At 60.5% G+C, this 19,107-nt stretch carries 15 protein-coding genes; 2 read left to right on the top strand and 13 right to left on the bottom strand.

Annotated features, from left to right (window positions below; genetic code table 11):
- Positions 1-159: 159 nt before the first annotated feature.
- The 9 genes from tsaE to OHL14_RS09565 all read right to left on the bottom strand — a co-directional run bounded on the left by tsaE (position 160) and on the right by OHL14_RS09565 (position 12,258).
- Positions 160-609, bottom strand: a complete 450-nt coding sequence (tsaE, locus tag OHL14_RS09605) for a tRNA (adenosine(37)-N6)-threonylcarbamoyltransferase complex ATPase subunit type 1 TsaE (protein WP_263379125.1) — start codon at positions 607-609, stop codon at positions 160-162.
- A gap of 171 nt (positions 610-780) precedes the next feature.
- Positions 781-2,454 carry an NAD(P)H-hydrate dehydratase gene (locus tag OHL14_RS09600; RefSeq protein ID WP_263379124.1) on the bottom strand — a complete coding sequence of 558 codons (1,674 nt, stop codon included), beginning with the start codon at positions 2,452-2,454 and terminating at the stop codon, positions 781-783.
- 320 nt (positions 2,455-2,774) lie between these two features.
- The gene (locus OHL14_RS09595) at positions 2,775-3,989 is read right to left on the bottom strand and encodes a penicillin-binding transpeptidase domain-containing protein (RefSeq protein WP_263379123.1); all 1,215 of its coding nucleotides are present in this window, start codon (positions 3,987-3,989) and stop codon (positions 2,775-2,777) included.
- A gap of 29 nt (positions 3,990-4,018) precedes the next feature.
- Positions 4,019-5,701 (bottom strand): cell division protein FtsZ, encoded by a 1,683-nt coding sequence (gene ftsZ, locus OHL14_RS09590; RefSeq protein ID WP_263379122.1) that lies wholly within the window; start codon positions 5,699-5,701, stop codon positions 4,019-4,021.
- A 223-nt stretch (positions 5,702-5,924) separates the two neighbouring features.
- On the bottom strand, positions 5,925-6,659 hold the full coding sequence (locus OHL14_RS09585) for a hypothetical protein (RefSeq protein WP_263379121.1): 735 nt from the start codon (positions 6,657-6,659) through the stop codon (positions 5,925-5,927).
- A gap of 147 nt (positions 6,660-6,806) precedes the next feature.
- A complete protein-coding gene (gene ftsA, locus OHL14_RS09580) occupies positions 6,807-8,033 on the bottom strand; it encodes a cell division protein FtsA (RefSeq protein WP_263379120.1) in 1,227 nt (408 codons plus the stop codon).
- 28 nt (positions 8,034-8,061) lie between these two features.
- Positions 8,062-9,315, bottom strand: coding sequence for a cell division protein FtsQ/DivIB (locus OHL14_RS09575; RefSeq protein WP_263379119.1), 1,254 nt, complete (start codon positions 9,313-9,315; stop codon positions 8,062-8,064).
- Positions 9,316-9,470: 155 nt separating this feature from the next.
- Complete coding sequence (gene murC, locus OHL14_RS09570) at positions 9,471-10,871, bottom strand: UDP-N-acetylmuramate--L-alanine ligase (protein ID WP_263379118.1); 1,401 nt, start codon at positions 10,869-10,871, stop codon at positions 9,471-9,473.
- Positions 10,872-10,920: 49 nt separating this feature from the next.
- Positions 10,921-12,258, bottom strand: a complete 1,338-nt coding sequence (locus OHL14_RS09565; protein ID WP_263379117.1) for a hypothetical protein — start codon at positions 12,256-12,258, stop codon at positions 10,921-10,923.
- Positions 12,259-12,381: 123 nt separating this feature from the next.
- Here OHL14_RS09565 and OHL14_RS09560 point away from each other — a divergent pair, with 123 nt between their 5' ends.
- Positions 12,382-12,921: a DinB family protein gene (locus tag OHL14_RS09560; RefSeq protein ID WP_263379116.1), complete on the top strand. Its 540-nt coding sequence runs from the start codon at positions 12,382-12,384 to the stop codon at positions 12,919-12,921.
- 256 nt (positions 12,922-13,177) lie between these two features.
- Positions 13,178-14,257: a YXWGXW repeat-containing protein gene (locus OHL14_RS09555; protein ID WP_263379115.1), complete on the top strand. Its 1,080-nt coding sequence runs from the start codon at positions 13,178-13,180 to the stop codon at positions 14,255-14,257.
- A gap of 91 nt (positions 14,258-14,348) precedes the next feature.
- Here the strand turns inward: OHL14_RS09555 and murG are convergent, their stop codons facing one another.
- The 4 genes from murG to mraY are packed head-to-tail and all read right to left on the bottom strand — an operon-like array spanning position 14,349 to position 19,053.
- Positions 14,349-15,440: an undecaprenyldiphospho-muramoylpentapeptide beta-N-acetylglucosaminyltransferase gene (murG, locus tag OHL14_RS09550; protein WP_263379114.1), complete on the bottom strand. Its 1,092-nt coding sequence runs from the start codon at positions 15,438-15,440 to the stop codon at positions 14,349-14,351.
- On the bottom strand, positions 15,440-16,531 hold the full coding sequence (gene ftsW, locus OHL14_RS09545; protein ID WP_263379113.1) for a putative lipid II flippase FtsW: 1,092 nt from the start codon (positions 16,529-16,531) through the stop codon (positions 15,440-15,442). Before ftsW ends, murG begins: the two co-directional genes overlap by 1 nt.
- A 10-nt stretch (positions 16,532-16,541) precedes the next feature.
- Entirely contained in the window at positions 16,542-17,894 is a 1,353-nt protein-coding gene (murD, locus tag OHL14_RS09540; protein ID WP_263379563.1) for a UDP-N-acetylmuramoyl-L-alanine--D-glutamate ligase, read from the bottom strand.
- Positions 17,895-17,919: 25 nt separating this feature from the next.
- Positions 17,920-19,053, bottom strand: coding sequence for a phospho-N-acetylmuramoyl-pentapeptide-transferase (gene mraY, locus OHL14_RS09535; protein WP_263379112.1), 1,134 nt, complete (start codon positions 19,051-19,053; stop codon positions 17,920-17,922).
- Positions 19,054-19,107: the final 54 nt, after the last annotated feature.

The following is a 19,107-nucleotide window of genomic DNA, read 5'->3' as shown; positions in this document are numbered from 1 at the left end:
TCCCGCAGGGAGTCTGCTTCTGATTTTGCTTTGTCATTCCCGCAGGGAATCTGCTTCTGAACCACCCCAGAATCTAATCCGAACCAAAAAGCAAAGGCTGCGTCGAACGCAGCCTTTTCCACTCAACACTTCTCACTCTTGTCTTCTCACTTCTCAGCCCTATCTCCACACCACATGCAGCAGCCGCTCATTCTCCACCTCGCCCTGCTCCATCGACACGACCGCGTCCGCCCGCTCCATCACGCTTGCAAACTTTTCACCCCACTCCACCATCACCAGCGCATCGCCGGCATCGGCCATCTCCCACAGCCCGGTCGTCTCCACCTCGGCCTCGTTCTCCAGCCGATACAGATCCAGATGAATCAGCCGCGTCTTCCGCCCTCTATACTCATGCACCAGCGTGAAGGTCGGGCTTGTCACCTCGCTCGCGTCTGCTCCCAGCGCGGCAGCCATCCCGCGCACTAACGTCGTCTTCCCCATCCCCAGGTCGCCCCGCAGCACCACAAGCTTCGGAGCCACCAGCAGCTCGGTCATAATCTCGCCTAACCCCAGCGTCCCATTCTCACTGCGAGTCCGCAGCCGCTTCTCTCGTGTCCACTCTCTCATCATCGCCCTTCTACTTTTCCCAACCTATGCTGTATATTCTCGACCGGAGACGCGCCTTTGCGCCGCGGCAGAGAGACTCCTATTTTTACTGTAGCGAGAGCCGCGGGCACACTCCAACCTCAAACACTCTAAGCTCAAACACTCCAAGCTCTAAGCTGAACAAAGCCCGACGCTTCAGCTGATTCCCGGCCCCCGGCCTCTCCCCACCACCCGCACAAACCCATCCTCATCCCGCACCCGCGCCTTGAACGCATCCTTCAGATGCGCCACCGTATCGGTCGCCAGCACCGTGTGCTCATCCTGCGCCGCCGTCGCGAAATCCCCGGCCAGTCCATGCAGATACACCGCTGCCTCTACCGCCTTCGCCACGTCCGTAGCCTCACCCGACCGCGCATACTGCGCCAGCATCGCGGCCACAATCCCCGTCAGAATATCTCCGCTCCCACCCTTCGACATCCCCGGATTCCCGGTCGTATTCACGCCAATGCTTCCATCCGGATGCGCAATCAGCGTCCGCCACCCCTTTAGCACCAGCGTCACCTGATGCTCGGTCGCAAAGCGCCGAGCCAGCCCGATCCGGTCAGCCTCGACCTCTTTCACCGTCATCCCCACCAGCCGCGCCATCTCGCCTGGATGCGGCGTCAGCACCACTACGCGCCCATCCTTCGCCGCCTTGCCCAGGAGTCCAGCCTTCCCCGCAAACGCATTCAGAGCATCGGCATCGATCACCATCGGCACCGTCACCCTTTCCACAAAGCTGCGCACAAACTCCGGCGTCGTCCCTTCCTGCCCCAGCCCCGGTCCAATCGCCACCACCGAAATGCCCTTCATCAACGCGGGCAGCTGCTCCTCGCTCAGATGGTCCAGCGCGATTCCACCCACCAGCCCATCCACACCCTGTTCCCTGCTCCCGACTCCCTGCTCACGGAGCGGCGTCAGCATCAGCTCCGGAGCCACCGCCGCCACCGTCGGCAGTACCTCCGCCGGAACCGCAGCCGTCACCAGCCCCGCTCCCGTGCGCATCGCTGAAAGACTTGCCATCGACGGAGCTCCCGCCTTGCCTAGCGCTCCACCCAGCACCAGCACGTGCCCATACTTGCCCTTGTTGCTGTTCGAATCCCGCGGCTTTTCCGCAATCACCTTCTGCGACCCCGCCCACCGCAGACGCGACGCCGTCACAATCGCCACCGATGGCGTGCCAATCGCAGCCACCAGCACCTGCTTCGCCATGTCTCCAAACACATGCGCCAGCTTCGGAGCCGCAAACGTCACCACCGCATCCGCCCGAAACGCTCCTTCCGCCTTCTGCTCGATCGAATCCGCATCCCATCCACTCGGCATATCCACCGCGACCACCGGCACCGACATCCCCGCCAGCAACTCCCCTGCCTTGGCTCCCAAACCCCTCAAAGGAGGTTTGAACCCGGTCCCTACCACGGCATCCACCACAAGCTCCGCTCCCTCCATACACTCCGGCAGGTGCGCCTCGTCCATCACCTCGCGTACCTCCAGCTTCGCCGCTCCCTGCGCTGTATGAAGCCCCATCGCCGTCATCACCGCAGCCACAAACGCCTTCTTCGGCTCTGCCGTCAGCTGGTCTGAGGACACCAGCAGCAACACCCGGACCTTCCGGCCCGCCTCCGCCATGTGCCGCGCCGCCACCAGCCCGTCTCCGCCGTTGTTGCCCTTTCCGCACAACACCACCACCAGCCCGTCTCCCGGATACTCCCGAAGACAGAACAGGGCGACTGCCCGGCCCGCATTCTCCATCAACACCGATATCGGAACCCCGGCTTCCACCGACCTGCGGTCCGCCGCTCCCATCTCTGCTGCCGTAAGAATCTTCATGGCCCTCTTCGATCTCTTCCTTGTTCTGATGCCCTGCGGCGTACACACGCACGGACATCGCTGTCACAAATTCCTGTCAACCCCTTTCGAGGCCACAGAAACCTGTAAACCCAACAAACCAATAAGCTAAGAGCCGGAAAAAGAATTGCACATGTACTACATCCCACTCGCTATAATGGAAGTAGGGATCAACTTAGAACCGCTTGTGGTGGGCCGGTTCTACACGTATTCCTTGCAAACTTAGACCTAAACCCTTCTAAGTCAGACCAAACTGCTGTGCTTTCAAGACTTTGAGACTGAAGTACGGGGGGAGGGGTACCCTATCGCCCGTTGCTTCCGCCCATGGAATCCTTCGGCGAAAAATATCCGCCCTCATACATCGCTCGATAAAACGCCCCGGTAAGTTCAGCAGCCTTCGGTCCAAACGTCGGTCGTCCTCCCTCAAGGAAGATCACCGTGACAATCCGCCCCTTCGGCGTGTCCGCATACGAGACAAACCAGCCGAAGCGCGTTCCATTATTCGAGCATGTTCCCGTCTTTCCGAATACGGGAAACTGCGCGAAATTGGTCCGAAGCGAGCGCGCTGTCCCATTTCGGAAGTCGACCGCGCCTTGCATGCCTGGCAGAATCTGCGGGATCACGTTGGCAATATCCAGCTGTCGCTTCACCTGAGGCTGCAGATTCGATACCTCCGCCTGCGAGGTCGGATGTTGCAGATAATAAAGCGTTCCGCCATTGGCAATCGCGCTCACCAACGCTCCCAGCTGCAGCGGAGTCATGCTGATGCTTTCGCCAAACGAGCACATGCGTCCAACACCGCCGCTCGCCTGCGGCAGCTCTGTATCCGGATAAACGCCCAGATGTTCACCCTGAATGTGATATCCAGCAAGCTCTCCAAGACCAAACTGGTTCGCATAGTACTTCACCCGATCGAAGCCCATCGCGCGACCGAGCACCTCGAAGTAAAGGTTCACGCTCTTCGCCAGAGCATGCGTGAGATCGAGCGTGTAATGTCCGCCCAGGTTCACCGGCGTATCGGCGGTGATGATGCCTTCCTTCAGCGCCGCCAGCGCAACTGCCACCTTGATCGTCGAGCACGGCTCAGCGCCAGCGCTCAACGCCAGCTTCTGATTCACCATCGCCAGAATGCGTCCAGTCGATGGATCGATCGCCATCGCGGTCCCGTTCATGCCAGCAAGCGCTTGAATCGCAGCCTGCCGCACGATCGGATCTTCACCTGCAGTGACATCGCCAAACGTGACATCGTCAGCGAAGCTGCTGGCCGTAAACCGCTCACCATACCGAGCGCGTCTACCCACAACAACTCGGCCACGCACCACGCGGCCACGAACCACGCGGGTCGCACCAGACTCATGAACTGCCGAGCGGACGGAGCGGCCACGAATCGGGCGTGCATGCTCCGCATGATGCGCCGCAGCCCTCCTTACAGGCTTTCTCGCTGTACCCGCAGCAGCACCTGCAACCGCGACTACTCCAACCAGCAACGCCGCTCCAACCTTTAGCCCAAACTTCATCCGCACTTCCTAATCCCTGTTCCCTGCCTTTAGGGCTTTTTCCGCAGAAACGCCGGAATATCGAGCTCATCGCTTTCCGCCGCCGAGTGGCTATCGCCGCCAGCATAGCCGGAGAACGAAGGCACCCGCGCCTGCGGCCATAGATTCCCTGGCTCCGCGACCGCCGCCGGCGACGAGAAGACAGGCTCCGCCGGAGCGACAGCGACCACAGGCTCAGGCGTCCGCTGCGGCAACGGCTCATGCACAGGCGTTGGCTCCGAAGATGCCGGTACTGCAGACTTCGGCTCGCGGAAAAAATCATCGTCGAACACGGACGACTTCACCGGCACCAGCTGCGCCTGCTCATGTACGGGCACATCCAACCGTTCGATCACCTCGGGCTCCGATACCGATGTCTCCTGTACTGGCGCAGAGATGACCGGCACAACCTCCTGCCGAGCCTGCTGGCGCGCCGCCTCGTAGTAGCTTGAGGTCGTTGGTGTACCTGACTCGGTCGCAACCTCGCTGGCAAAGCGAGGCATCGGCGGCGTGTAGGGCGCCTGCGCGGGCTCAGCCTCGTTCGCAAATCGCACCACCGGCTCTGGCGCCATCACCGGCGGAGCAAACGTCTCAGCACGCGGCTGCACCGGAACAGGCGGAGCCTCCCGATGCGCGGTCGGCATTGCGGGTTCTGCCAGCATGCGCTCGCGACGCTCCGGCTTGTTGTCCTCGCGGAAGCCTGTAGCGATCACGGTCAGCTTGATCTCGTCGCCCATCTTCTCGTCCATCACGGCACCGAAGATGATGTTCGCGTCCTCATGCGCCGCGTTCTGGATGATGGTCGAAGCCTCGTTCACTTCGCTCAGCTTCAGGTTGCTGGAACCCGTGATGTTGATCAGGATGCCGCGCGCTCCATCGATGGCTCCGGCCTCCAGCAGCGGGCTCGCCATCGCAGCCATTGCGGCCTCGCGAGCACGGTCCGGACCCGAGCGAACCGCCGTTCCCATCACTGCGTAGCCCATCCCCGCCATCGTGGTCTTCACGTCGGCGAAGTCGCGATTGATCACACCGGGAATCGTGATAATGTCCGAGATGCCCTGGACGCCCTGGCGCAGCACATCATCCGCAATGCGGAAGCTCTCAAAGAAGCCAGCGTCCTTTGCGACAGCCAACAGCTTCTCGTTCGGAATCACAATCAGCGTGTCGACAGCATCGAGCAGCTCCTGCATCCCGCGCTCAGCCTGCAGCGTGCGGCGCTTGCCTTCGAAGCCGAACGGCCGCGTGACCACAGCAACGGTTAGCGCACCCATCTCACTGGCGAGAGAAGCGATCACCGGCGCCGCGCCTGTGCCCGTTCCGCCGCCCATGCCTGCGGTGACGAAGACCATGTCCGCGCCTTCGAGCGCTTCGATGATCTTGTCCGAATCCTCCAGCGCCGCGCGGCGCCCGATGTCCGGGTTCGCGCCTGCTCCAAGGCCACTGGTCAGCTTGACGCCGAGCTGCAGCTTCACCGGCGCGCTCGAGCTCTCCAGGGCCTGCGCATCCGTGTTTGCAGCGATGAACTCTACGCCCACAACGCCGGCTGCAATCATGCGGTTGACGGCATTACCGCCGCCGCCGCCGACGCCGATCACCTTGATCCGCGCTGTGCTCTGAATCTCGTCGTGGTAGTGGATACGCAGCGGTCCGCCAGCGTTGTCTACTTCTGCTCCGTCGTTGGGGGGAAAGGACATGGCTCAAATCTCCTGATGCACCTGCGATCTAGCGCCTGCGCGTACTGCTCTCATCCTCATTTTGCGCCGCAAATCGGGAGAAGGCCTCACCAATTCGTTCGTCGCGCATCTACTTCGCTACACCTTTTTATGCCGTACAGCTTTTTGAACGATAGAGAGCAGCACGCCTCGTATCCCAACCCCGAGACATACTGCTCCGTATCCACTCGTACTGAGGTCCTGCCTACGGCAGATGAAGCACAATGCCCGCGCCCAGCGAGCGAACACCGACCGAGGAGTTACCGTCATAGACCGAGCTGCTGCCGATACGGTTCATGTTACCCAGACCGACTTCGACCGCGCGCCAGTCGATGAACGACGCGATACGGATGTCCGCACCGACGAAGCCCTCATACTGCAGGAAGTTGTCATAGTTGCGAGCCGGTGTCGTCGTGACCTGGCCATTCTGGCACTGCAGCGTTCCACCGTTCAGCGTGGAGCAGCTTGGCTCTGTCACGTTGGACCGGTTGTAGCCCACAGAGATCTGAGCGTAGGGCTTCACCCAGGAGATCGGTGTCTTGACCGAACCGCGCAGGCCGACGAGCACGTAGTTGGAACGCGTGCTGTTGGTGCCGCCCGTTGAATCCGACGCCGACTTGTTCGAGTGAGCATCGCCACCACGAACATCGACACCGAAGCGCACCGGGCCGTACGTCTTGAAGTCGTAGAAGACGCCGCCTGAAAGTCCCTGCGGATTGACGTGGCCCGTCGACGGCGAGCCGTACACCGTGCCGGACGCACTGGTCGCGCTTGTGCGCCCCGCTACGCCGTTCGAGCAGGTATTCGGAGAATCCACGAGGCACTGCACACCTGTGTTCTGGTTGACCGAGTACATGCCGTACACACCCAGCTGGGCGTGCGCTGCCGCGCTCAGACCAAGCCCTAGAAAAATAACACCAAAAAGATTGCGAAAACTCATATCTGTAAGTCTACCGTCTCTCCCGTCCCGGAACCGAAACTTGCCTCGGTCATTTTCCTCAGGCGTTTCGCTTGAATTTTGCCCTGCGGCACGATGCTCGTTTGACCTTCGCGGCGGCCATTTGTAAGCCGCCGGCTTGGACAAGGCCTAATAACTGCCTGCAAACATAGACAAGAGCTTTTGTTTTAGGCCCTGTTCGTCAGCTGCGCGCTTGGCCTGCGTGCGCTGTGTATAGAGCAGAAGTCCGATGGCGGCTGAAAACTCCGGCTTTGCCAGCTCCGGCGGCATGCGGCTCAGTGGCACCGGGTAGCCGATGCGTGCGGGAACGCGCAACGTGCTCTCGGCGTTATCCAGCAAGCCGGCCAGATGCGCTCCGCCGCCCGTGAAGACGCAGCCCGAGCCCATAGCCTCCAACACGCCGCCGTGACGCAGGTTGTCGCGCAACATGGTAAGCATCTCGCGGGCACGCGGTTCAAGAATCTCTGCCAGAAACCGCTGGCGCACCATGCGGGCCTGCTGTCCCCCGGTCGCGAGGTTGCCGCCTACTTCGATCTCATTCAACTGCGGAATCGAGGTGACGACACAGCTGCCGTACATCCGCTTCAGCTGCTCCGCCTCTTCCACGCTCACCTGCAGGCCGACGGCAAGATCGTTCGTGAAGTGGTCGCCACCGATGGGCAACACCGCCGTATGCGCGACCGCGCCTTCGAAGTACACGGCAATCTCCGTCGAGTGCGCGCCGATGTCGGCGAGGCAGACACCCAGTTCGCGTTCATCCGCCGAAAGCACAGCCTCGGCTGCGGCAATGCCTTCGAAGACCGTATCCAGCACTTCAAGTCCAGCGCGGTTGGCGCAGGTGACCACGTTTTGCGAGGCGCTACCGGAGCAGGTGACAAGATGCAGCCCGACCTCAAGCCGGTTGCCGACCATGCCGACCGGGTCGTGGATACCGCCCTGGTCGTCGAGGATGAACTGCTGGGGCAGCAGGTGTAGGACCTCGCGGTCCGGAGCAAGGCTGATGGAGCGGGCGCGGTCGATCGCGGCGCGGACGTCTTCCTTGGTGATCTCCTTCATGCGGCTGCCCATGTTGATGCCGCCCTGCGAGTTCATGCCGCGCATGTGAGGGCCGCCGACGCCAACGACAGCGGTTTCAATGGGAGCCTTGGTCGTCTTCTCCGCGCGCAGAGCAGCTGCGTCTATGGCCTCAGCCGCCGGGCCGAGGTCGCTGATAACACCGCGGCGCATGCCCTTCGAGGTCTCCACACCGTGGCCGCGGTAACGCAGCACACCGTCGACGAGTTCGGCCACCAGCACGCAGCTCTTGGAGCTGCCTGCATCGAGCACTGTAATCAGGTTGTCGGTCTTCGCATTCATCGTCTTCCCTCAAACCGTGCATTGCTTTCTACTTATGGCTTGCCTTGTGCGCGACAGCGGGCCTGCCCACAACCTTCTTCGGCTTGCCCGCAACCTTCTTCGCAACAGGCTTGCCGGACTTCTTCTTAGCGGCCTTCGCAGCCTTTGCCGGAACGATCTTGGCTTTGGGTATAGGCTTGGCCGCCGGCAACTTAGCCAGCGGCGCCGGGGCTAGAGGCTTAGTTGCCTCGGCTGCAGCTTCGGCAGCGAGTGATGTCGGAGCAGGAGGTCCGACATTGTCGCCATCCTTGTGCATCTCGAGCACGATCTGCCCCTGATATCTCATATCGGCAGAAGCGAGCTTGGGATACTGCTGCTTCCACTCAGGCAGCAGCTTCTGAAACTGGCTATAGCGGCTGAGAAACTGGTCGTCGCCAAAATGGACCAGAATCTCCGGTCCGCCGGTGGCAAGCATCGCCTTCAGGTCATCAGGCTCGGTGACATCGACCTCGCTGACCGACTTGGTAAGGTGCTGGCCGTTGCTGTCGAGCTCCTGCATGAACTTCTGGTAGACAGCCATGCGGGCTGCGCGTGTCGGCGCGGGATCGTTGGGCAAAATACCGGTGAGCACAGGGAAGGAGTAATGGGCATCGCTGGCGGTGTTCGCTCCCATATCGAGCAGCACGCCGCTGGCGTCGACGAGGCCGATCTGCGTGCCCTGCCGCGAGAAGGCGACCGGAGTCCGCTCCGTAATCTGCACGGCGAGTCGGTTCGGCAGCAGTCGCATCACGCTGGCATGGCTAACCCAGGGCAGACGCTCCAGGTCGGCCTGGCGATCTGTGAGCGAGATGCGGAAGACGTTCCGCTCCAAATCGCCACCGAAGACGTCCAGTAGCTGGGCGCGGGTCATGTGGGTGTTGCCGGTGATCTGGATGTCATCACTGGAAGCCACGAGGAAATGAGGATCGTGCAGCAGATAGAAGCGGACTGCAGCAGCGGCCAGAACGAGCCCGCCGACCAGCACGAGTAGGACGACTCCAAGCGCAATGCGGCCAGCAGTGCTGCGCAGCATGGTCCTAAGGCTCGGTCGCAGCGCGCCGCGACGCGGGCGATACTCCTCTTCCTCTGTGCCGTAACCGTTAGGCTGCGAGGAATCGCCAGCATAGCCGCGCTGCAGCGCACCCGCCGGAGCAGGCTCCTGCCCACGCCACGCCGGTTCACTCGCAGAGGTATATCCCGAGGCATAAGCCGTCTCCGGCGTCTCGAGCACCGCTGCGGAACCAGCTCCGCGCTGCTTTCCCATCTTCATCTCCGCATGCCCGAGCAAGGCCGCGGAAGAATCGCCAACCTTCACTATAAGGCGGAATGGGCTGGCGGGAGGTTCCCTTTTTCGCCGGGTATCGCCGCAGCAACCTGCATGCGCCGCAAAACTGCCTTACAAGAAAGAGCGCCCGTCACCTAACTCCCTGCCAGGGCCTCCAGAAGCATCGGCCCAGCCTGCGAGACGCTGCCTGCGCCCAGCGTCAGGATCATCTCGCCGGGTCGGGCGTCGGCGGCGATGCGCTCTACCGCCTCTGCCATGGACGCCGCATAGTTCACGCGGCCGCCGCCCTGCTCGCGGATCGCCGCGGCAAGTGACTCGCCGCTGATGCCCTCGATGGGCTGCTCACTGGCGGCGTAGATGTCCAGCACCTGCACCGCATCCGCATCGCCGAAGGAGGTCGCAAAGTCGCTCATCAGATCGCGGGTGCGGGTGTAACGGTGCGGCTGGAAGAGCACCAGCACGCGGCCATAGCCACACTCGCGCGCGGCCTGCAGCGTGGCCTTGATCTCGGTGGGATGATGGCCGTAGTCATCGACCACGGTGATGCCCTTCACAACCCCGCGAATCTGGAACCGGCGGTCGACCCCGCTGAAGCTGGCCAGCCCCTCTGCGATCTTTTCAGGGGAGATGCCGAGCTGCACGCCGATGGCTACCGCCGCCGTCGCATTCAGTACGTTGTGCTTACCGGGCACATTGAGCGAAAACGGCCCCAGCAGCAGCCCCTTGGCGTTGACCTCAAACCGCGCGTGCGATCCGGTACCCGCAGCGGGAAGCATTCTCAGACGAAAGTCCGCATCGGCGCTTTCGCCATAGGTGTAGACCTTGCGCTTCACGCGCGGCAGGATCGCGCGCAGCATCGCGTTATCCACGCAGGCTGTGACCGCTCCATAAAACGGCACCTTATCCATGAACTCGACGAAACAGTTCTCCACGTCGGCCATGCCGCTGTAGCTTTCCATATGCTCGCGGTCAAGGTTGGTCACGATCGCCAGCACGGGTGGCAACTTCAGGAAGCTACGATCGCTTTCGTCGGCCTCCGCTACGAGGTACTGCGATTTACCCAGCCGCGCATTGGACCCCATGGCGTCGACGCGACCGCCAACCACCACCGTCGGATCGAGCTCTCCGCCTGCGAGCACTGCCGCGACCATGCTGGTGGTGGTCGTTTTGCCATGCATGCCGGCGACGGCGATACCGTACTTCAGCCGCATCAACTCAGCCAGCATCTCCGCACGTGGGATCACCGGAATCTTGCGAGAGCGCGCTTCAAGCACCTCGGGATTGTCCTTCGCCACCGCGGAGCTGGTCACAACGACGTCGGTCGCGGCAGCGTTGGCCGCCGCATGGCCTATGAAGACAGTCGCGCCGAGCCCAACCAGGCGCTCGGTCGAAGCGGAGGCGCGCATATCCGAGCCGGAGACGGCATACCCCATCGTTAACAGGATTTCAGCGATCCCACTCATCCCAATACCGCCGATCCCGATAAAGTGGACCCGCTGCGACGGCGCAAATAAAGCATGTGCTGGCAAACTCATTCCGCTATTCTCTCGCACATTGCGAAGAAGCTTGCCAACTTTCAGCTCTCTACAGTTCGATCGACATACGCACAGCGCGGGCCTTTGCAATTTCCAGGAAGAACGCCTCAGGCTTAGGAGACGCCATCGTACGCCGCTGCTCCGTAACGGCCCTGGCAAGCACTTGTCCGGACACGAAATCGAGCTTGTGTGGATACAACGCGTTCAATCGATCCATGATCTGCTTTTCGGTCGCAATCATCCAGTTCATGTTCACGGGATCGGGCGCCGCAATGACCACTGGCGGCAGCAGGCCTGTCATCATGCTTGCGGAACGGGTAGCACAGGAGGAGCAAGGCAACATATAGGCGCCGTGTCCAGCCGCTCGATCGTCGTTATTCTGACCGTAGATGAAGAGTTTCTGCGAAAAATCTCTGTGCTCGGTGTAGCTGTACCAGAACGCCAGTTGGCCCTGCAGAGAACCATACTGAAGATCGTTAATCGCGAGAATGCTGGATTGCCGCGCGTAACGCAGTCCCTTTGGCTCGGCACAAAAGCGACCCAGCGCATTGGCTCCCCATGCCTCGACGACCGACTTCTGTACAGCCGCAATCGACTTTTCGGCATAGACCTGGGTTGCCAACAACAAGGTGCTCTGACCTTCTGGGTCGTTTACCGTGCGAGACATCAGCAGGTCTTCGAGGAACTTCGCCAACTCCTGATAGCGTTGCGACTCTTCAACAGCTGCAGGGGGAGCTTTGATGCTTTTGAGGTCCGCGCGAATAAACCTGCGTACCGAGGTCACCACAGCGGCCTCATCGCCTGGTGCCAGAACGCCCAGTCGAATGGCCAGCCCGATTGCTCCCAAAGGCATCAGCTTCTTACCGAACTGCGAAAACAACTGCAGCCTCGGTCCAAGTCCTACCTGCTTTGGCGGCAACCAGATCAGGTTCTTGAAAGTCGTGAGCTGTGTATTCACGTCAGTCGCAGTTATGTTCTCGTGCTTGCGGAACGCCCGCCTAAGAAACTCCTGCGTGGTGACATGCATGGGGTGATATGCAAGATCTGCTGTGTTTGAGTACGAGACCCTCGCGCGATGGGCAAGCGGATGTACATCTTCAGCCAGGTCCAGATTAAGCAGATGCGTGGTATCGGCTCGATTTGGAAGGCAGTCGGGATGATGGCCGGAGAAGGCGACGATGAAGTTACTCTGGCCGCTCCGCTGGCTGTGGACGTGCGAGACGCTCACGGCAAAGGTGCCGCCGTAGGCCGTCTTTTCCAACATCATTCGAACGATCTCAGCAGCGAATACGGTCGCATCATCGGGTGTGGGAAAGTGACCACACTCCGCCCTCTTTCCTTCGTGCGCGGAAACGACGGCTTCTACCTTGGCTTTACTTACACGCATGTGCAGTTCTCCCTGGCGAGGTTTGGAAATGCCTGAGTTGTCTTGGGGAGCCCGAGATATAGATTGTAGCGCCACTCAGTATGGGTTGAATCAATTCTTCGCAGTCCCAGCTAAGATCGACAGATGCAACGAGAACTCGCTTCGACGATCGCTCTGCTCTCCTCGACACCAGCTGCGATGACTGCCCTACTAGGGAATTTGCCTGACGAGTTGCTCCATACGACCGAGGGCGAAGGCACCTGGACGATTTCCCAGGTATTGGCGCACCTCATCCACGGCGAGCGCACGGACTGGCTGCCGCGCATCCAGATCATCCTGCGGGCAGGCGAATCCGAAACCTTCCCGGTGTTTCAGCGCGAGGCGCACCTGAGCGATACGCGCCCTGTCCACGAACTTCTTGCCGATTTCTCCTCACTACGCTCCTCCGGACTTGCCCGTCTGCAGGCTCTGAACCTGACGCCGCAAGACCTCGAACGCCGAGGGACGCACCCGGCCTTCGGGGCCGTCACGCTTTCTCAGCTGCTTGCCACATGGTCTACCCACGATTTGACTCACCTGCATCAAATCTCGCGCATCCTCGCCGCACAGTACCGTGATGCCGTCGGCCCGTGGAGCCGGTTCCTTGGCGTACTGCATTGCGATGGACATAGCGGCAAGGCGTAACCTGTTGATAGCAAATAGTCGGCAACCAAGGTCAGGAGGCGGCGATGATGGTCACAGAGTTCAGGGTCGTACCTGTCTATGGCCGATTATTGAGCTCGACAGCAGAGCACTCCAGAAAACGCAACAAAGACTAAGGAGACGTGTCTATTCTGTACGAGAGCCTGACCCGCCATCCCAGGGCTGGAAAATCTCTCCGCTTCATGAACCACAATCCCTGCATCAGATGGGAGTGGACCGAAGCGGACAAGGAGATGTCATGAATTACACCCGCGCACTTCGTACGACCGCAGCAAGCACCACCGTTTTGCTCGGGCTTCTCGCAGCCACCACGGCGCGGGCTCAGGCTGCTTATCAGAACAACTACCCCGACCCGAACCAAAATCCCGGTCAGTATCAGAATCAAGCTCCGCCTCCTCCCCAGGGTCAGTATCAGGACCAAGGGCAGTACCAGAATCAGGCTCCTCCACAGGGCCAATATCAAGATCAAGGCCAATATCAGGACCAAGGCCAGGGACAGTATCAGGATCAGGCACCGCCTCCGGGAGCGATCACGGCAGACATCGCACCTCCTGCAATCCCCGATTATCAACAGCCCGAATGCCCCGGTGACGGCTACCTCTGGACTCCCGGCTACTGGGCATGGGGTCCTGGCGGTTACTACTGGGTAGGCGGCGCGTGGGTTGAGCCTCCCTATATCGGCGCTCTTTGGACCCCGGGTTATTGGGGTTGGGGCGGCGGCCGCTACTTCTGGCGCGGCGGCTATTGGGGCCGCAGCATCGGCTACTATGGCGGCATCAACTACGGCTTCGGTTACTTCGGTATTGGCTTCTATGGCGGTTACTGGAACGGCGGACACTTCTGGTACAACCGTGCCTACGGCCACTTCGGCGGAGGCTTCCGTGGCAACTTCTATAACCGGAGCTACGCAGGATTCAATGGTCGCCCCGGCGGCAACTCCTTCTCTCGCGGAGGCTACAACGCAGGTTTCCGTGGCGGCAATGGAGGCAACTTCAATCGCGGCGGTGGCGGTCAGAACTTCAACCATGGCGGCGGAGCTCAGAACTTCAATCGCGGTGGCGGTAACGTTGGCGGAGCTCAGAACTTCAATCGCGGCGGCGGTAACGTTGGCGGCGGTCAGAACTTCAACCGCGGCGGAAATGCTGGCGGAGGCGCCCAAAGCTTTCGCGGCGGTGGTGGTGGGGCAGCACCGAACGTAAGCCGCGGCGGCGGTAATGCTGGCGGTGGTGGCGGCTTCCACGGCGGTGGCGGTGGTGGTGGCTCTCACGGCGGCGGAGGCGGCGGCTCCCACGGTGGTGGAGGCGGCGGTCATCGCTAATCAAAATCGAGATAATCGAGATATAAGAAGGGCTGAGGATCACTCCTCAGCCCTTCTTGTCTGGGATCTCAGATGAGTGTCGAACACAACCTCACGGCCTAGCCAATTTCAGCACCATCTCTGCGATGCGATCGAGCGCACCAGGTTTGGCGAGAGCGCGAGCGTTTTGAGCCATAGCGTCTCGACGCGGAGCATCTGTGAGCAGTCCCACGAGAGCCGAGCGCAGTGACTGTGGCGTGACGTCCTTCTGCAACAGCATCTCTGCGGCACCTGCTGCGACGAGCACCTCGGCATTCTTGCGCTGGTGATCATCGGCCGCAGCCGCAAACGGGACGAGGAGCGAGGGCCGCCCAGCAGCGCACAACTCAGCAACCGTGCTTCCCGAGCGAGCCAGCACCAGGTCGGCAGCCGCGTACTGCGCGGGCATGTCGGTCAGGAATGCTTCGACACTCCATCGCGCAGGGTTAGCACCGCTCTCTGAAAACGCGGTACGAGTCTCATCCAGCTTGCGAGGCCCGGACTGGTGCACGATGGTCAGGTCTGGAACGTCAACCAGCAATTGCGCCACGATCTTCGGCATCGTCTCATTGAAGACCAGCGCCCCATTACTGCCTGCCGTAACCAGAAGGCGTGGAGCTCCGCTTGTCTTCGGTGCAATCTCAAAGATCTCCGGCCGCACCGGCACGCCCGTGACCTCGGCGTGGTTGAAGTACTGCGTGGTTTGTGCGAAGTTTACTGCCGCCGAACGAACCCGTTTGCCAAGCACGCGGTTCGTCAACCCCGGCACGGCATTCGGCTCGTACACCAGTGTGGGAACGCGCAGCAGCACAGCGGCCAGCATGGCGGGCCCGCTCGCATACCCACCCACACCCACCACCACCTGTGGCTTGAACGCCCGAATCAACGACATGCAATGCAGCACACCCAATGGAACATCCATCGCCGTACGCAACCGCGTCATCAGGCTCACGTTCTTCAACTGACCTGACCGCACCAGTTCAAGCCTGAAGCCCGCTTCCGGAATCAGCTTTGTCTCAATACCGCGCGCTGTGCCGACAAACACGACGTCTGCGTTATGATCATCGCGTAGCCTTCGGCCAATCGCCAGCGCTGGTACTACGTGCCCGCCGGTCCCACCACCAGCGATCATTACCCTCAAAGACTTATCTGCTGCCGCCTGCATCAGTCGATCTCTCTCGTTACGTTCAACAGCACTCCCATGCAAGCCAGTGTGACGAACACGCTGGTTCCACCCGATGAGATAAGCGGCAGCGGAATGCCCTTCGTGGGCAGCAGTGCCACCACCACACTAATGTTGAAGAACGCCTGCACCAATAAGGCCATCGTGAGACCGAACGCAAGGAAGCGCGCGAACGGATCCGTCGATAAGAACGCAGCACGCAGTCCGCGATAACCGAGTATGCAAAATGCTGCCACCACGCAGAGCGCGCCGATCAGTCCCAGCTCTTCGCAGATGTTTGCGAAGATGAAGTCCGTATGCGGCTCCGGAAGGTAGAAGAGTTTCTGCAGGCCTTCCATCAAGCCTCGGCCATACAGTCCACCCGAACCCACCGCGATCAGTGATTGCAGGATATGAAAGCCTGCACCCTTCGGATCAGCTTCGGGATTGAAGAAGACCATCATGCGCTTGGCGCGCCAAGCCACATGAAAGAGCATCCAGTACATCACGGGCGCCGCGCAAGCCAGCGCCACAGCAATCCAGCGCATGGGCAGTCCCGCGAGGAACAGCATAAGCATGAGAACAGCCGCGCAGACGAGCGCCGTGCCCAGGTCGGGCTCTTTCAAAATCAGTGCAATGTACACAAGCGGAGGAATCACGGCTGGCAGGATCGTCTGCTTGATGTCGTCGATCTGATGAATGCGCGTCTGCAGAAACCACGCAAGAAACAGCACGATCACCGGCTTCGCCAGCTCAGAGGGCTGTAGCGATGCAGGACCGAGATGCAGCCAGCGATGCGCACCATTCATGGAACGCCAGGCGAAGACTCCAAGCAGCATCACGGCGGTGGCAATCATGGCCGGAAAGATGATCGCTGGATTGTTGTATTTGCGATAGTCAACGCGCATCAGGATAAACAGCGCAACCAGACCCAGCAGCGCCCACGCGGCCTGCTTGCTGACGTACGCATACGGCGAGCCCAGCGTTGCCTTAGCCAGCACGGCCGAAGCCGAGAACACCATCACCAGACCGAACAGCATCAGCAACAGCACCGTGCCGAACATCCACTTGTCTACACCAACGCGCTTCGCCATCTTTGCCGCCTTACTGCAAGCTCGCTACCAATTCCTTGAACACCCTGCCACGGTGCTCGTAGTTTTCAAACTGGTCAAAGCTTGCGCATGCGGGAGCCAGCAAAACGGTATCGCCTGCGACCGCAATCTCCTGCGCCTTAGCAACCGCCCGTGCCAATGTCTCCGCACTCTCTATCTTCGCGATACCCGCGAGCTGGCGCTCAATCTTTTCTGCAGCCGAACCAATGGTGATAACCGTCTTGACGCGCTCGCACAGCAGCGGTTCCAGCGTGGCGTAGTCCGAGTCCTTGTCCTTGCCGCCGAGAATCAAGTGAATGCCGCCAGGAAAGGCAGCAATCGCCTTCTCGGTTGCATCGACATTCGTGGCCTTCGAGTCGTTGTAGTAGCGCACACCGCCAAGTTCACGCACGAACTCCAGGCGGTGTTCAACGGCCTTGAATGACGCCACTGCGGCACGGATGGTCTCGCTATCGATACCCGCTAGTCGCGCCGCACACACCGCCGCCAGCACATTCTCTACATTGTGGCTGCCAGCCAGCGGAATCTCCGCCACCGGCATCACAGGCTCTGCCACGCCACCTTCCTTTGCGAGAAAGAGCACCGACTCACCATGCACGAACGCGCCCTGCTTGATAGGCCTGCGCGGGCTAAACCAGTAGATCTTTGCACTTGTCTTTGCAGCGACCATTTGTGCGGCCTTGTTCTCCGCGTTCAGAATGAGAAAGTCCTCTACGGTCTGATTCTCTGTGATGCGCGCCTTCGCCGCGGCGTAGGCCTCAAAGCTGCCGTGCCGATCCAGGTGGTCTGGCGTGATATTCAACACCATCGCGATACGCGGCTTGAAGCTTTCAATCGTTTCCAGCTGAAAGCTCGAAACCTCCAGCACACTCCACGAATCCGGTGTACTCTCCGCAACCAGCGCCGTCACCGGGGTTCCTATGTTGCCACCCACCAGCGTCGGCCTGCCCGCAGCGTTCAGAATCTCGCCCATCAGCGTCGTCGTGGTCGTCTTGCCATTGGAACCGGTGATCGCAATCATCTCGCCTTGCAGGTACTGCGAGCCAAGCTCCATCTCCCCGATGACACGCATCCCCAGGGCCTTCACCTGCATCAGCTCAGGCGTCGACATCGGCACGCCGGGGCTCACCACGATCAGGTCCTGGCGGCGAAACGTCAGCAGGCCATGGCTACCTGTCTCGACAGCAAAGCCCTGCTCCAGCAGACTCGGCAGCTCCTTGATCAGCGTCGCCGGGCGAGCATCGCTCACAGTCACCGTCGCACCGCGCTCCTTGAGAAACCGCGCTGCTGCAAGCCCGCTCTTACCGAGACCGACAACGAGTACGCGCTTGTTCTTGAGTTCCAGAGTCATCGTTAGTTCCTGTCCATTGCTACCTCAGCTTCAGCGTCGTCAGCGCAAACAGCGCAAACACTAGCGCCAGAATCCAGAACCTCGCAATCACTTTACTCTCGCTCCAGCCGAGCAACTCGAAGTGGTGATGAATCGGTGCCATCTTGAAGATGCGCTTGCCACCTCGCAGCTTGTAGCTGCCTACCTGCAGGATCACGCTCAGAGCCTCCATGATGAACACGCCGCCGATGAACGGCAGCAACAGTTCTTGCTTGATCGCTACTGCGACCGTCGCAATCGCGCCGCCTAGCATCAGCGAGCCCACGTCGCCCATAAAGATCTCCGCCGGATGCGCGTTGTACCAGAGGAAGCCGATGCTCGCGCCCACCATCGCGCCGCAGTAAATCGTCAGCTCACTCACCATAGGCATGCGCTGCAACTCGAGGTAGTCGCTGAAGACCGCATGTCCACTCACATAGGTCAGCGCCGTCAACGCACCCGCTGCAATAATCGTGCAACCGATGGCAAGGCCGTCAAGACCATCCGTAAGGTTCACCGCATTGCTTGATCCCGTGATGACGAGCATAACGAATAGCACGAATGGAATAAACGCCAAAGGCCAGAGGTGCGTCTTGAGAAGACTGTCGATGATCAGGTTCGGCCGATAGCCTTTAAGGAAGGGCACCACCAGCCGCGTTGAGTACTCGCCCCGCCTATCCAACCAAATTAGCGCAATCGCAACTGCAGCACTCGCAGTAAATTGCAGTGCCAGCTTCTGGCGCGAGGTCAGTCCCAGGCTCCGCTTCTTTACCACCTTGATGTAATCATCTGTAAACCCGATAGCAGCAAATGCTAGCGTTGACAGGACGACGAGCCACACGAGCGGGTCGCTCAGATCGCTCCATAGCAGTGCGGGTACCACGATCGCAATGCAGATCAGTACGCCACCCATGGTCGGCGTGCCGCCTTTCTTCAAGTGGCTCTGCGGCCCATCCTCGCGCACATACTGGCCGATTTGAAACTCGCGCAACCGCTCGATCACGAACGGTCCGATCAGTAACCCGATCAGCAGCGCCGTAACGCTCGCCAGTACACAGCGCAGCGTTACGTAACGAAAGATGCGGAACAATCGGAAGTACGGAAACAGCTTCTGATACAACAGCCAATAGAGCAAAGGATGTGCCTCACACGTGCATTTTTGCTGCGTCTCACACGCAACCCATCGTCA

The sequence above is a fragment of the Granulicella paludicola genome (assembly GCF_025685545.1).
GTDB lineage: Bacteria > Acidobacteriota > Terriglobia > Terriglobales > Acidobacteriaceae > Granulicella > Granulicella paludicola.
This window is presented reverse-complemented; position numbering and strand designations above follow the sequence as displayed.